General features: G+C 41.0%; 11 protein-coding genes. 9 read left to right on the top strand and 2 right to left on the bottom strand.

Annotation, left to right across the window (positions count from 1 at the left end; genetic code table 11):
* Positions 1–41: 41 nt before the first annotated feature.
* Positions 42–176, bottom strand: coding sequence for a YqzM family protein (locus FGG79_RS10355; protein ID WP_138777993.1), 135 nt, complete (start codon positions 174–176; stop codon positions 42–44).
* Positions 177–469: 293 nt separating this feature from the next.
* Between FGG79_RS10355 and holA the strand changes: the two genes are divergently transcribed.
* Positions 470–1498, top strand: coding sequence for a DNA polymerase III subunit delta (holA, locus tag FGG79_RS10350; protein WP_138777991.1), 1029 nt, complete (start codon positions 470–472; stop codon positions 1496–1498).
* Between the two features lie 84 nt (positions 1499–1582).
* Here the strand turns inward: holA and rpsT are convergent, their stop codons facing one another.
* Positions 1583–1834: a 30S ribosomal protein S20 gene (rpsT, locus tag FGG79_RS10345; RefSeq protein ID WP_034757447.1), complete on the bottom strand. Its 252-nt coding sequence runs from the start codon at positions 1832–1834 to the stop codon at positions 1583–1585.
* Between the two features lie 201 nt (positions 1835–2035).
* On the opposite strand from rpsT, the gene gpr reads away from it, so the two are divergent.
* The 8 genes from gpr (at position 2036) to dnaK (ending at position 12242) form a co-directional block, all read left to right on the top strand.
* Positions 2036–3145, top strand: coding sequence for a GPR endopeptidase (gpr, locus tag FGG79_RS10340; RefSeq protein ID WP_138777989.1), 1110 nt, complete (start codon positions 2036–2038; stop codon positions 3143–3145).
* A 525-nt stretch (positions 3146–3670) separates the two neighbouring features.
* Complete coding sequence (spoIIP, locus tag FGG79_RS10335) at positions 3671–4879, top strand: stage II sporulation protein P (protein ID WP_138777987.1); 1209 nt, start codon at positions 3671–3673, stop codon at positions 4877–4879.
* Between the two features lie 20 nt (positions 4880–4899).
* Positions 4900–5235, top strand: a complete 336-nt coding sequence (locus FGG79_RS10330) for a DUF3679 domain-containing protein (protein ID WP_240794252.1) — start codon at positions 4900–4902, stop codon at positions 5233–5235.
* A gap of 286 nt (positions 5236–5521) precedes the next feature.
* Positions 5522–7354: a translation elongation factor 4 gene (gene lepA, locus FGG79_RS10325; RefSeq protein ID WP_481747274.1), complete on the top strand. Its 1833-nt coding sequence runs from the start codon at positions 5522–5524 to the stop codon at positions 7352–7354.
* Between the two features lie 65 nt (positions 7355–7419).
* Positions 7420–8577, top strand: a complete 1158-nt coding sequence (hemW, locus tag FGG79_RS10320) for a radical SAM family heme chaperone HemW (protein ID WP_138778844.1) — start codon at positions 7420–7422, stop codon at positions 8575–8577.
* An 85-nt stretch (positions 8578–8662) separates the two neighbouring features.
* Positions 8663–9697 carry a heat-inducible transcriptional repressor HrcA gene (gene hrcA / locus FGG79_RS10315; RefSeq protein ID WP_138777983.1) on the top strand — a complete coding sequence of 345 codons (1035 nt, stop codon included), beginning with the start codon at positions 8663–8665 and terminating at the stop codon, positions 9695–9697.
* 112 nt (positions 9698–9809) lie between these two features.
* Positions 9810–10376 carry a nucleotide exchange factor GrpE gene (gene grpE, locus FGG79_RS10310; RefSeq protein ID WP_138777981.1) on the top strand — a complete coding sequence of 189 codons (567 nt, stop codon included), beginning with the start codon at positions 9810–9812 and terminating at the stop codon, positions 10374–10376.
* A gap of 36 nt (positions 10377–10412) precedes the next feature.
* On the top strand, positions 10413–12242 hold the full coding sequence (gene dnaK / locus FGG79_RS10305; RefSeq protein ID WP_138777979.1) for a molecular chaperone DnaK: 1830 nt from the start codon (positions 10413–10415) through the stop codon (positions 12240–12242).
* Positions 12243–12421: the final 179 nt, after the last annotated feature.

The raw sequence follows: 12421 nt of genomic DNA, 5'->3' as shown, positions 1-12421 counted from the left end.
TGAAGAAACCGGAAACTTTAAGGTCTGCCTCCTATCTTTCATTAAGAGCCAATCAATTTGATAACTGTTGCAATAATGAAAATTATAGCAAAGAATCCAAAAGAAACACCGAAGCCAACGCCTGAGTCTACTGCATCATTTCTTTTTGATTGTACATTCTTTTCAAATTGGTTCACAACTACCCCTCCTATTTCTATTCTAGTATAGAACAACGTTTAAAAAAAATCTATACTTCACATTACTTTTTCCTTTACTGACAAGAGTTGTCACCCATAAGTTCTCCACGCACAGGTGACACTATTAGTACAAAGGAAATACCGCTTGACGGATAAGGTTCCTAGGTCTTTTCCGTTAGCGTTAATATAGATATAGGGGGTGTCCTATATGAGGGATATCCCCTTTACCCCTTGTCAAAACCGAAAAGCTTTCTTACCATAGAGTAGAGAAAGAATTACTGGAGAGTGCTGACTTGGTTATTGATATTTGGAAAAAAATAGAGAAATCTCAATTCGCATCTATATATTTAGTTTACGGAAATGAGTCATTTATTATTAATGAAACGAAACAAAGAATCGTTACCAGCGCGATTACAGAAGAAGAAATGGATTTTAATTTTTCTAGCTATGATCTGGAGGAAACACCTGTGGAAGTAGCGATTGAAGATGCAGAGACTTTTCCCTTCATGGGAGAAAGAAGGGTTGTCATAATCCAGAATCCTGTTTTTCTGACAGCCGAAAAAACAAAAGAAAAGGTAGAACATAATATTAAACGCTTCGAGCAATACATACAATCCCCTGCTCCCTACACGATAATGGTCATTACGGCGAATTACGAAAAACTGGACGAGCGTAAGAAAATCACGAAATCGTTGAAGAAACTAGCAGAAGTAGTCGAGGCCAAAAAGCTGAATGAGAATGAATTAAAATCATGGGTACGGGAGCGTGCTGCTAGTAATAGTGTTCAAATTGATGAAGATGCCATCGAATTATTGCTCACTCTCGCAGGGACAAATCTGATGATGCTCACACAAGAATTGGATAAACTGTCCTTATATGCGAGTGATACCAATAGAATCGACGTGGAAGTAGTCGAGAAATTAACGGCGCGGTCTCTGGAACAGAATATTTTCACATTGGTGGACAAAGTCGTCCACAGAAGAATAGATGAAGCACTAAGGATATATTATGACCTTCTTAAGCAAAACGAAGAACCGTTAAAAGTATTATCGATTCTTGCAGGACAATTCCGTCTCATTTATGGGGTAAAGGAGCTTACGCGAAGAGGATATGGACAGCAAAAGGTTGCTTCAACCTTAAAGGTGCACCCTTTCCGGGTAAAGCTGGCAGCAGGACAGGCCAAGCATTTCAACGATAAACAACTTGCTTATATCATCGAGTTGCTTTCACAGGGAGATTATGAAATCAAAACAGGGAAAATCAAAAAAGAACTGATGATTGAAATGTTTCTTTTTAAACTACATGATCAAAGCTTCACTTAATGAATCGATGAGATTGATATTGTGACCAAATAAAGCATTGAGCAAAAAAAACCACCGGGCCAATTGGCTCGGTGGTTTTTTTTATTAGTTTGCTTTTTTCATTAAGCGAGACTTTTGACGATCCGCAGCGTTTTTGTGGATAAGACCTTTTTGAGCTGCTTTGTCTAATTGACGTACCGCTTCTGTTACTAAATCTTTAGCGTTATCAGCGCTGTTGGTTGCTGCTGCTTCTGCTTTCTTGATAGCAGTACGCATTGTTGATTTAACTGCAGCGTTTTGAGCATTACGCTCGTTGCTAGTTTTTACGCGTTTGATAGCTGATTTGATATTTGGCATTCCTGTCACCTCCTATAAAAGGATCGAGATTCTATGTGACTCGATTTAAATTCCTAAACAATAAGAACAAATGATATTTTATCAAACGAACAGTGATTTTGCAATACTATGGAGTGAAATTAAACGAGTGAATGAACCTAAACCAAAAAGGTAAACCTAAAAAATACTGAATTAGATCCCAAGCTTGGAGGTAGAGTCGAAATGAAAAAAGAAGAAATCGATTTAAGTAAATATTCCGTGCGAACCGATCTTGCCGTTGAAGCAAGAGAAATGGTGGTAAGTGATAAAGCGGAAGATACGTCGTCCATACAAGGTGTCATGATTAAAGAAAGAGAAGAAGACGGGGTGAAAATTTCCCTCGTCACGGTGACACCGGAAGGCGAAGAAAAGATCGGTAAGAAGCCTGGCAACTACTTAACTATCGAGGCGCACGGTATCCGTGAAGAAGATACAGAGCTGCAACAAAGAGTTGAAAAAGTATTTGCTACTGAATTTAACCAATTTTTGATTCATAACAATATCAATAAAAACGCAAGTTGCTTAATTGTTGGGCTCGGAAATTGGAATGTGACTCCCGATTCATTAGGTCCCCGGGTTTGTGAAGATATCATTGTAACCAGACATCTATTTGAACTTCAACCTGAATCTGTCCAAGAAGGGTATCGCCCGGTAAGTGCACTTGTTCCAGGTGTGATGGGACTGACTGGGATTGAAACTAGCGATATCATATTTGGGGTAGTGGAGAAATCAAAGCCCGACTTTATCATCGCCATCGACGCACTGGCATCCAGGTCCATTGAACGAGTCAACTCAACCATCCAGATATCTGACACTGGCATACACCCTGGATCCGGAGTAGGGAATAAGAGAAAAGGATTGGATCAGGAAACATTAGGCGTTCCGGTCATTGCCATCGGCGTTCCCACCGTCCTTGATGCTGTAACAATCGTCAGCGATACTGTTGATTTTCTTTTGAAACATTTTGGTAAAGAGATGAGAGAAGGCGACCGCCCTTCAAGATCGCTTGCTCCGGCGGGGTTAAGCTTCGGTGAAAGAAGGAAACTAACCGAGGAAGATCTTCCAGAAGAACAGCATCGTCAAACCTATATGGGAATTGTCGGAACACTTGAAGATCAGGAAAAGCGAAAACTGATTCATGAAGTCCTGGCTCCTATCGGTCACAACCTGATGGTTACCCCGAAGGAAGTAGATGTATTCATGGAAGATATGGCCAATCTTATCGCAAGCGGCCTCAATGCGGCGTTGCATGAAGCGGTGGATCAGGAAAATACCGGGTATCAGACGAGATGATTGAAAATAATCAATACGCCTTGAGGGGGACAACCACCTTGAGGCGTTTTTGGCTTCCGATAGAAGTGTGGAAGGTAATCTGGTGGTATTCGGAAGACGTTTCGCCGTTAAATCTGGAAAATCGCCGTTATAATCAAAATTTCGCCGTTAAAATGAAAAAATCGCCGATAAATAATAAATTTCGCCGATAAGAAGACAGGTAAACCATATAATCCTAATTGTGAAGAAGGTAACACCATATAATCTATCTTTAGTGAATCCCATCACCCCTGCTTTTTCAAAAAACGCCTGCTATCCCCAAATTAACCCCTAATATTCTCCCATGGAATCAATATTGCTAGTGGGCACTTGAAGCGTGGGCAAACCTTCACCATAAAGGTATTACAACACCCGACTCTTAAAATAATAATAGACTCCCCCGTTTAACTTTCCATCAAAAACCGCATAATGACTACTAAATATAGTTCTACTATCTCTAGCATTGTCATAGGTTGTACTAGAGTAGAGAAACGAAAGGGTGGGAGAATGAGATCATCTAAAGCGTCGAACTATGTTGTCGCGATTAATATGTCAACGATACTGAAAGGGATGTTGATCTTCGTTGCAGGGCTGCTCTCGATTTTTTCTATAACCGGTATTCTCACTTCCTTGAACCCGGAGTACAGAATTACCTCAAATTCTTTGAATCAAGCAGCTTCCCAAATGAAAGGTGAGACTTTATATAAACTCCTCGCATTAGAAAACCGGTCGTTTAATACGATTTTGACTGAAGAAGAGCGGGCTTTACCGAGTATGTCTTCAATTCTCTTCCAGGTGGCTACGAATATAAGCTTTGAAGATCCCCGAAGCTTCTTAGGACGGGAATTACCGGGATTCTCGATTTTCGATGGGGATATTCTGGTAGCTGGTGAGGGGACGGACTTTACCAATATGCCGATCGAGTCAGTCCCGCCCCCTGAAGCTCTTGACGCAGGAAATGAGGCACCCCTGAAAAATGTCGAAAACCTTAAAGAATCGGATCAGAAAAGTGGAGACGTGGCACCTCCTTTGTCCACTGGGAATAAAAAGACAGTGCATCTATACTTCACCCACACCCGCGAATCCTATTTGCCATACCTTGACGGGGTAACCAATCCGGATTCAGCCATGCACTCAAAGATCAATGTAACCAAGGTTGGGGACATGGTGAAGCAGCATCTAGATGAATTGGGTATCGGAACGAGCATCGATAAAACCGATGTGATCCAGAATTTAAACACTAAAGGATTGGATTACTGGTCGGCCTATCAAGAATCGAGACCTTTGGTACAAGCAGCTATGACCAGTAATAAAGACTTATTGTATCTGGTTGACATTCACCGGGATTCACAAAGAAGAGACGTAACAACCGGAACGATTAATGGAAATACGTATGCAAAGCTCGCTTTTGTCGTAGGGGAAGAGCACCCGAATTATGAACAAAACCTAAAAGTGGCAACGGAGCTCCATCGATTACTCGAATCAAAATATAAAGGAATATCACGTGGTGTGATTGCGAAAAAGGGAAGCGGAACAAACGGAAAATTCAATCAGGATCTTTCCGGTAATGCCATGCTGGTGGAGTTTGGTGGAGTGGATAATACGTTTGAGGAATTAGAGAGAACGGCGGGGGCTTTCGCTGAAGTATTCGCTGATTACTACTGGCAGGCAGAAAAAGTGGACCATCTACCTGTGATTCCTGCTGTAAGTCAGTAATAAAAAGGATGAATGAAACCATGACAAAATTCTTTTTTAAATGCACCTTTCTACTTTCAGCACTATTTATTGGGGTTCTGATTGGTATGCAATACGCGAATCAAGGGATTGTGGAAATGAAGGGGCATGAAGAGCAACATTTCACTCCCCCCGTTGGTGTGACCCAAAATGAGGATGGGAATGTCGAGGCGTCCATTCTCGGTAATCAGGTAGAGTCCAAAACCCTAATTGAAAAGAAAGAGAAATTAGAAGAGATGAAAGCCTTTAACGTCTTTTCCTCAATCGGGAAAGTACTTGCAGACACAATTGAAAGTATTACCAACAAACTAGTGGACTTTATCGCATCGTTAATCTAATACAATACAAAGATTCTTTTCATAACGCTGTTTTCGCAAAGATTGTTGTTTTCTAACTTAGGAGGTGCGAAGGTTCTGTTCATGAGTGTGTGCTAAAGAGATTTTTTGACAGAGAGTAACAGTAAACTGGTCTCCTCTTCTTCAATATACTCCTTATCAAGAACGGCATAACGCTGAAAAAGGGTAATTACCTTATAACACTTTAGTTTACATTGAATAATAGATAGTCTACTGCTATAATTCAAAATAGTGTATATGTGTGGAAATAACAGGAGTTGAACGTATAATGAACCGTGAAGAGAAATTAGAAAGACAAACAAGAATTAGAAACTTTTCAATTATTGCTCATATAGATCATGGGAAATCTACCCTAGCTGATCGTATTTTAGAGAAAACGAAAGCACTGACGGCCCGTGAAATGAAAGAGCAATTACTAGATTCGATGGATCTGGAAAGAGAACGTGGAATCACAATTAAATTAAATTCTGTGCAATTAAAGTATCAAGCCAAGGATGGAAAAGAGTACATCTTCCACTTGATTGATACACCAGGGCACGTAGACTTTACATACGAAGTATCACGTAGTTTAGCTGCTTGTGAAGGAGCCGTCCTTGTTGTGGATGCTGCTCAAGGAATTGAAGCCCAGACGTTGGCGAACGTGTACCTAGCCCTGGATAACGACCTGGAAATACTGCCGGTTATCAACAAAATCGACCTTCCTGCGGCTGATCCTGAGCGGGTCCGTCAAGAAGTCGAAGATGTCATCGGTCTTGATGCTTCGGAAGCGGTCCTTGCATCAGCAAAAGCTGGTATCGGGATTGAAGACATCCTCGAGCAAGTCGTTGAGAAGGTACCTGCTCCACAAGGAGATCCTGATGCACCGTTAAAAGCCTTGATCTTTGATTCTTTGTATGATTCCTATAGAGGAGTCGTTGCTTACATTCGTGTAATGGAAGGTAGCGTCAAAGTAGGAGATAAAGTTCGGATGATGGCAACCGGGAAAGAGTTTGAAGTGACTGAAATTGGTGTCTTCACTCCGAAAGCGACGGGACAAAAAGAATTAACGGTCGGGGATGTTGGGTACTTAACAGCAGCGATCAAGAATGTGGGAGACACCCGCGTAGGGGATACCATCACTCTTGCGAAAAATCCTGCAGAAAAAGCTTTACCAGGTTACCGCCGTTTAAACCCAATGGTCTATTGTGGTTTATATCCAATTGACTCTAACCGTTATAATGATTTGAGGGAAGCTCTGGAGAGACTTGAGTTGAATGACTCAGCACTTCAATATGAGCCGGAAACATCCCAAGCGTTAGGATTTGGATTCCGTTGTGGATTCTTGGGACTTCTTCATATGGAGATTATACAGGAACGGATTGAACGTGAATTCAAAATCGACCTGATAACGACAGCACCAAGTGTTATATATCATGTTAAATTAACAGATGGTGAAGAAGTGAAAGTCGATAACCCTTCCATGATGCCTGATCCGCAAAAAGTGGATCATGTAGAAGAGCCTTATGTAAAAGCAACGATCATGGTTCCGAACGATTACGTCGGTGCTGTAATGGAGCTTTGTCAAGGAAAACGTGGAAACTTCATCGACATGCAGTATATGGATGATACCCGAGTGAATATCGTTTATGAAATCCCTCTAGCTGAAATCGTGTATGACTTCTTCGATCAATTGAAGTCGAATACGAAAGGGTACGCTTCATTCGATTATGAGCTGATCGGTTACAAAGAATCCCAGCTTGTGAAAATGGATATTCTTTTAAACGCTGAAAATGTCGATGCCCTGAGCTTTATCGTTCACCGTGATTTTGCTTATGAGCGAGGGAAACTCATTGTAGAGAAGTTAAAGCAATTAATTCCTAGACAACAATTTGAAGTACCTGTCCAGGCAGCGATTGGGCAGAAAATTGTCGCAAGATCGACGATTAAAGCCATTCGTAAAAACGTTCTGGCAAAATGTTACGGTGGAGATATTTCACGTAAACGTAAACTTCTTGATAAACAAAAAGAAGGTAAAAAACGTATGAAGTCCGTTGGGAATGTTGAAGTTCCACAAGAAGCCTTCATGGCCGTCTTGAAAATGGACGATACGGATAAAAAATAAAGTTCTTGATGATAAAGGGGGAAAGTGGCTTGTACAACACAGGCACTGCTTACCCCCTTTTCTCTATGAATGCCCGAAAAGGAGGGATAAACTTGGTGAAATCAGCTTATATTCATATACCTTTCTGCGAGCATATCTGCCACTATTGTGATTTCAATAAAGTCTTCTTAGAAGGACAGCCTGTAAATGAATACCTGATCAGCCTAGGCCATGAAATGAAGCAGCGAGTACAGTCCAAGGGGAATTTGGATACCATTTTTGTAGGGGGAGGTACTCCTACTTCGTTGAATGCAAGTCAGCTCGATCTATTATGCGAATCCATCAACACTCATCTACCCTTTGATCAAGGCGAATTCACGTTTGAAGCGAATCCTGGTGATCTGACAGAGGATAAACTTAAGGTGTTAAGGGACCATGGTGTGAATCGTTTGAGCTTCGGTGTTCAGTCATTCAATGACGAGCTCCTGAAAGGAATCGGCCGGACTCATAAAAGTGAAGATGTGTATTCTTCAGTGGAAACAGCTCAAAAAGTAGGTTTCTCGAATATTAGTATCGACCTGATTTATAGTCTTCCAAGGCAAACAGAGGAAGACTTCCAGGATACACTAAAGAAGGCGCTAGACCTTGATCTTCCTCATTACTCGGCATATTCACTGATCGTTGAGCCGAAAACAGTTTTCTATAACTTAATGAGAAAAGGAAAGCTTGCTTTGCCTTCTCAAGATCAGGAAGCGGCTATGTACGAGATTCTGATAGAAACGATGGAGAAATATGGGGTCAATCAATATGAGATCAGTAATTTTGCGAAACAGGGCTATGAAAGCAAACATAACCTCGTTTATTGGGACAATAATGAATATTATGGTTTAGGAGCAGGTGCTCACGGATATATAAACGGAGTACGTTACTCCAACTATGGTCCGCTTAAAAAATATATGGACCCGATTGCAGAAGATTCACTGCCGACGATTCAGAGGCATGAAGTGACGAAAGCAGAAATGATGGAAGAAGAAATGTTTCTCGGATTGCGCAAGGTAGAAGGAGTTAGTAAAACCGTCTTCCAACAGAAATTTGGCTGCACCATCGAGTCTGTCTTCGGTCCGTCTCTCGAAGAAATGGAGAAAAGAAAACTGCTTGATGTAAGCATTGACAGGGTTTCACTTACGAAACAGGGGCGTTTTCTTGGAAACGAAGTGTTTCAATCTTTTCTCGGTGTAATCTAATATATTGACATCCCTTTTCTGATTTGATAATTTATTAATTAGATTTAGCACTCGTTCTAAGAGAGTGCTAACAGGGGTGATGATGTTGTTAACAGATCGACAACTTCTAATTCTTCAAGTGATCATAGATGATTTCATTCTATCGGCTCAGCCGGTTGGTTCGAGAAGCTTGTCCAAGAAGGATGAGATCTCCTTCAGCTCAGCTACGATTCGAAATGAAATGGCTGATTTGGAGGAATTGGGTTTTATTGAAAAAACACATACATCCTCTGGGCGTGTTCCGTCCGAAAAGGGTTATCGTTATTATGTGGATCACATGCTCTCTCCTCAGAAGTTAAAGAAAAATGATGTTCATGCACTACGTTCCATCTTTACAGAACGGATGTATGAGTTGGAGAAAGTGGTTCAGAAGTCGGCAAAGATTCTTTCCGAGCTGACTAATTACACGACGATTGTATTAGGCCCGGATTTAAAGGAAAACAAGCTGAAGAAAATTCAACTGATTCCTCTGAATAAAGATACAGCGATTGCTATTATCGTGACGGATAACGGACATGTTGAAAATAAACTGTTCCATATCCCTCCTACGATGGATGCAGTTGAGCTTGAAAAGCTCGTGCGCATTTTAAATGACCGCTTGGCAGGTGTTCCAATCAGTGAGTTACACGATAAGATCTTTAAGGAAGTTGCTTTGTTACTCAAAGAGCATATTCAGAATTATGATTTTATCCTGCACTCCATTACGGACTCCTTTAATCCAACGGTCACGGATAAGCTGTTCTTTGGCGGGAAGACCAATATCCTGAATCAACCTGAGTTTAATGACGTGCACAAGGTGCGGATGCTTCTTGAAATGATTGAACAGGAAGAAAGCATCTATAACTTGATTCGTCCGTCGGCTACAGGGTTGAACATAAAGATTGGGAAAGAAAACGATCATCTCGCTATGGAGAATTGTAGTCTCATAACCGCTACCTATACTATTGGTAAAGAGCAATTAGGTTCCATTGCGATTATCGGGCCTACCCGCATGGAGTATTCCCGTGTCGTAAGTTTACTTAATTTCTTTTCAAATGATATGTCCAAGGTCCTGACGAAACTGTATCAAAGTGAAGATTAGTGGACATATTGTATAAAGGAAAATAAGGTCCGGAAATAGATTTTTCCGGTGCCTTACAATGTTCGTAAGTTTGGTAGGTAAGGCAGTCAAGAATTTTAAGGAGGTGAATGTTATGTCTGAAGAAACAAAACAAGAACAGCGTGAAGCGAAAGAGGAAAACGACGAAGTAGTAGAAGAAGTGTTCGCTGAAGAACCTCAAGCTGAAGAAGGTAAAGAAGAGCAACAAGAATCAGATGAGCTTTCACAATTAGAGGAAAAGCTGAATGAGTCTGAAAATCGGTATCTTCGCTTAAGAGCCGATTTCGATAATTTCCGCCGACGTATAAATGTGGAAAATGAAGCGAAGGAGAAATATCGTGCTCAAGGACTAATTGCCGAACTATTGCCAGCACTTGATAATTTCGAGCGTGCTTTAAATATAGAAGCTGAAAGTGAGCAAACGAAACAATTGCTTCAAGGAATGGAAATGGTTCACAGAAGTCTGGTTGATGCCCTTAAGAAAGAGGGAGTAGAACCAATTGACGCGGTAGGTCAAGAGTTTGATCCTCATTTGCATCAAGCTGTTATGCAGACGGAAGATGAAAACTTCGATAGCAATGTCGTTGTTGAAGAATTCCAAAAAGGATACAAACTTAAAGATAGAGTCATTCGTCCTTCCATGGTGAAGGTCAATCAATAAAAACATTACATATACAAAATAGGGAGGTTTCTTACTATGAGTAAAATTATCGGTATTGACTTAGGTACAACAAACTCATGTGTATCAGTACTTGAAGGTGGAGAACCAAAGGTTATTGCAAATGCAGAAGGAAATCGCACAACGCCTTCAGTTGTCGCGTTTAAAAATGGAGAAAAGCAAGTAGGGGAAGTTGCGAAGCGTCAAGCAATCACAAATCCTAACACGATCATCTCAGTGAAACGTCACATGGGAACAGCTCACAAAGTAGAAGCTGAAGGAAAAGAATACACTCCACAAGAAATTTCAGCTATGATTCTTCAACACTTAAAATCATATGCAGAAGACTATCTTGGAGAAAAAGTTGAAAAAGCGGTCATCACAGTACCTGCTTACTTCAATGATGCAGAACGTCAAGCAACAAAGGACGCTGGTAAAATTGCCGGTCTTGAAGTTGAGCGTATCATCAACGAACCAACAGCGGCTGCTCTTGCATATGGACTAGATAAAATGGATCAAGACCAAACAATCCTTGTTTATGACCTTGGTGGCGGTACATTTGACGTATCTATCCTTGAGCTTGGTGACGGTGTATTCGAAGTACGTTCTACAGCCGGTGACAACCGTCTTGGCGGAGACGACTTTGACCAAGTAATCATCGATTACCTTGTAGCAGAATTCAAAAAAGAGAATGGTATCGACCTTTCTAAAGATAAAATGGCTCTTCAACGTCTTAAAGACGCTGCTGAGAAAGCGAAGAAGGATTTATCAGGGGTTACGTCAACTCAAATCTCACTTCCATTCATCACAGCTGGAGAAGCGGGCCCTCTTCACTTAGAAGTAACGCTTTCTAGAGCTAAATTCGACGAAATCTCTTCAGACCTTGTAGAGCGTACGATGGGACCAACTCGTCAAGCAATGAAAGATGCCGGACTTTCGGCAAGTGAAATCGATAAGATCATTCTTGTTGGTGGATCAACACGTATCCCTGCAGTACAAGATGCGATCAGAAAAGAAACAGGTAAAGAACCTTCTAAAGGTGTTAACCCTGATGAAGTTGTAGCGATGGGTGCAGCGATTCAAGGTGGAGTTTTAACCGGAGACGTTAAAGATGTTGTCTTACTTGACGTTACACCACTATCACTTGGTATTGAAACAATGGGTGGCGTTTCAACAAAACTGATCGAACGTAATACGACGATCCCAACATCTAAATCACAAACTTTCTCAACCGCTGCTGATAACCAAACAGCTGTTGATATCCATGTGTTACAAGGTGAGCGCCCAATGGCTGCTGACAACAAAACACTTGGACGTTTCCAATTAGCGGACATTCCGCCAGCACCACGTGGCGTGCCACAAATCGAAGTGAAATTCGATATTGATAAAAATGGTATCGTGAATGTAAGTGCGAAAGACCTTGGTACAGGTAAAGAGCAAAACATCACAATCAAATCTTCGACTGGTCTTTCAGATGATGAAGTAGAACGCATGGTGAAAGAAGCCGAAGAAAATGCCGATGCGGATAAACAACGTAAAGAGGAAGTCGAACTTCGTAACGAAGCCGACCAACTTGTATTCCAAACGGAGAAAACGTTAAAAGATCTTGAAGGCAAAGTAGAAGAAGATGAAGTGAAAAAAGCGGAAGATGCGAAAGCTGAATTAAAAGAAGCAATCGAGAAAGATGATTTAGAGCTTATCCGTGAAAAGAAAGATGCATTACAAGAAATCGTTCAAAGCTTAACCATGAAGCTATATGAGCAAGCTCAAGCGGAAGCGCAAGCAGCTCAAGGCGCAGAAGGAGAAGCTTCAAAAGACGACGATGTAGTGGATGCTGAATACGAAGAAGTGAACGATGATAAGAAATAATCTAGATTGAACGAAAAAGTCAAAGTCAGGGCGGTTCTTGGCTTTGACTTTTTCTATGATTGAGTGAAACTTCAATGGTTCATTCATCTAACAATCATAATCAATTAGAAGGAATGTTGAGTTTTTATTGATAATAGTGAAAGCTCAATGTTAAAATAACCTTTATGCAAAGGATTCGG

Origin of the sequence: Bacillus sp. BHET2 (genome assembly GCF_005938125.1) — a bacterium.
Taxonomy (GTDB): domain Bacteria; phylum Bacillota; class Bacilli; order Bacillales; family Bacillaceae_B; genus Rossellomorea.
The sequence above is the reverse complement of the archived record's forward strand: the minus strand, read 5'-3'. Positions and strand labels throughout refer to the sequence as shown.

Coding starts and splice junctions, on each gene's coding strand:
- lepA (WP_481747274.1), top strand. CDS start 5,522: ATGAACCGTGAAGAGAAATTAGAAAGACAAACAAGAATTAGAAACTTT.
- grpE (WP_138777981.1), top strand. CDS start 9,810: ATGTCTGAAGAAACAAAACAAGAACAGCGTGAAGCGAAAGAGGAAAAC.
- dnaK (WP_138777979.1), top strand. CDS start 10,413: ATGAGTAAAATTATCGGTATTGACTTAGGTACAACAAACTCATGTGTA.
- gpr (WP_138777989.1), top strand. CDS start 2,036: ATGAAAAAAGAAGAAATCGATTTAAGTAAATATTCCGTGCGAACCGAT.
- rpsT (WP_034757447.1), bottom strand. CDS start 1,834: ATGCCAAATATCAAATCAGCTATCAAACGCGTAAAAACTAGCAACGAG.
- FGG79_RS10330 (WP_240794252.1), top strand. CDS start 4,900: ATGACAAAATTCTTTTTTAAATGCACCTTTCTACTTTCAGCACTATTT.
- hemW (WP_138778844.1), top strand. CDS start 7,420: ATGAATGCCCGAAAAGGAGGGATAAACTTGGTGAAATCAGCTTATATT.
- spoIIP (WP_138777987.1), top strand. CDS start 3,671: ATGAGATCATCTAAAGCGTCGAACTATGTTGTCGCGATTAATATGTCA.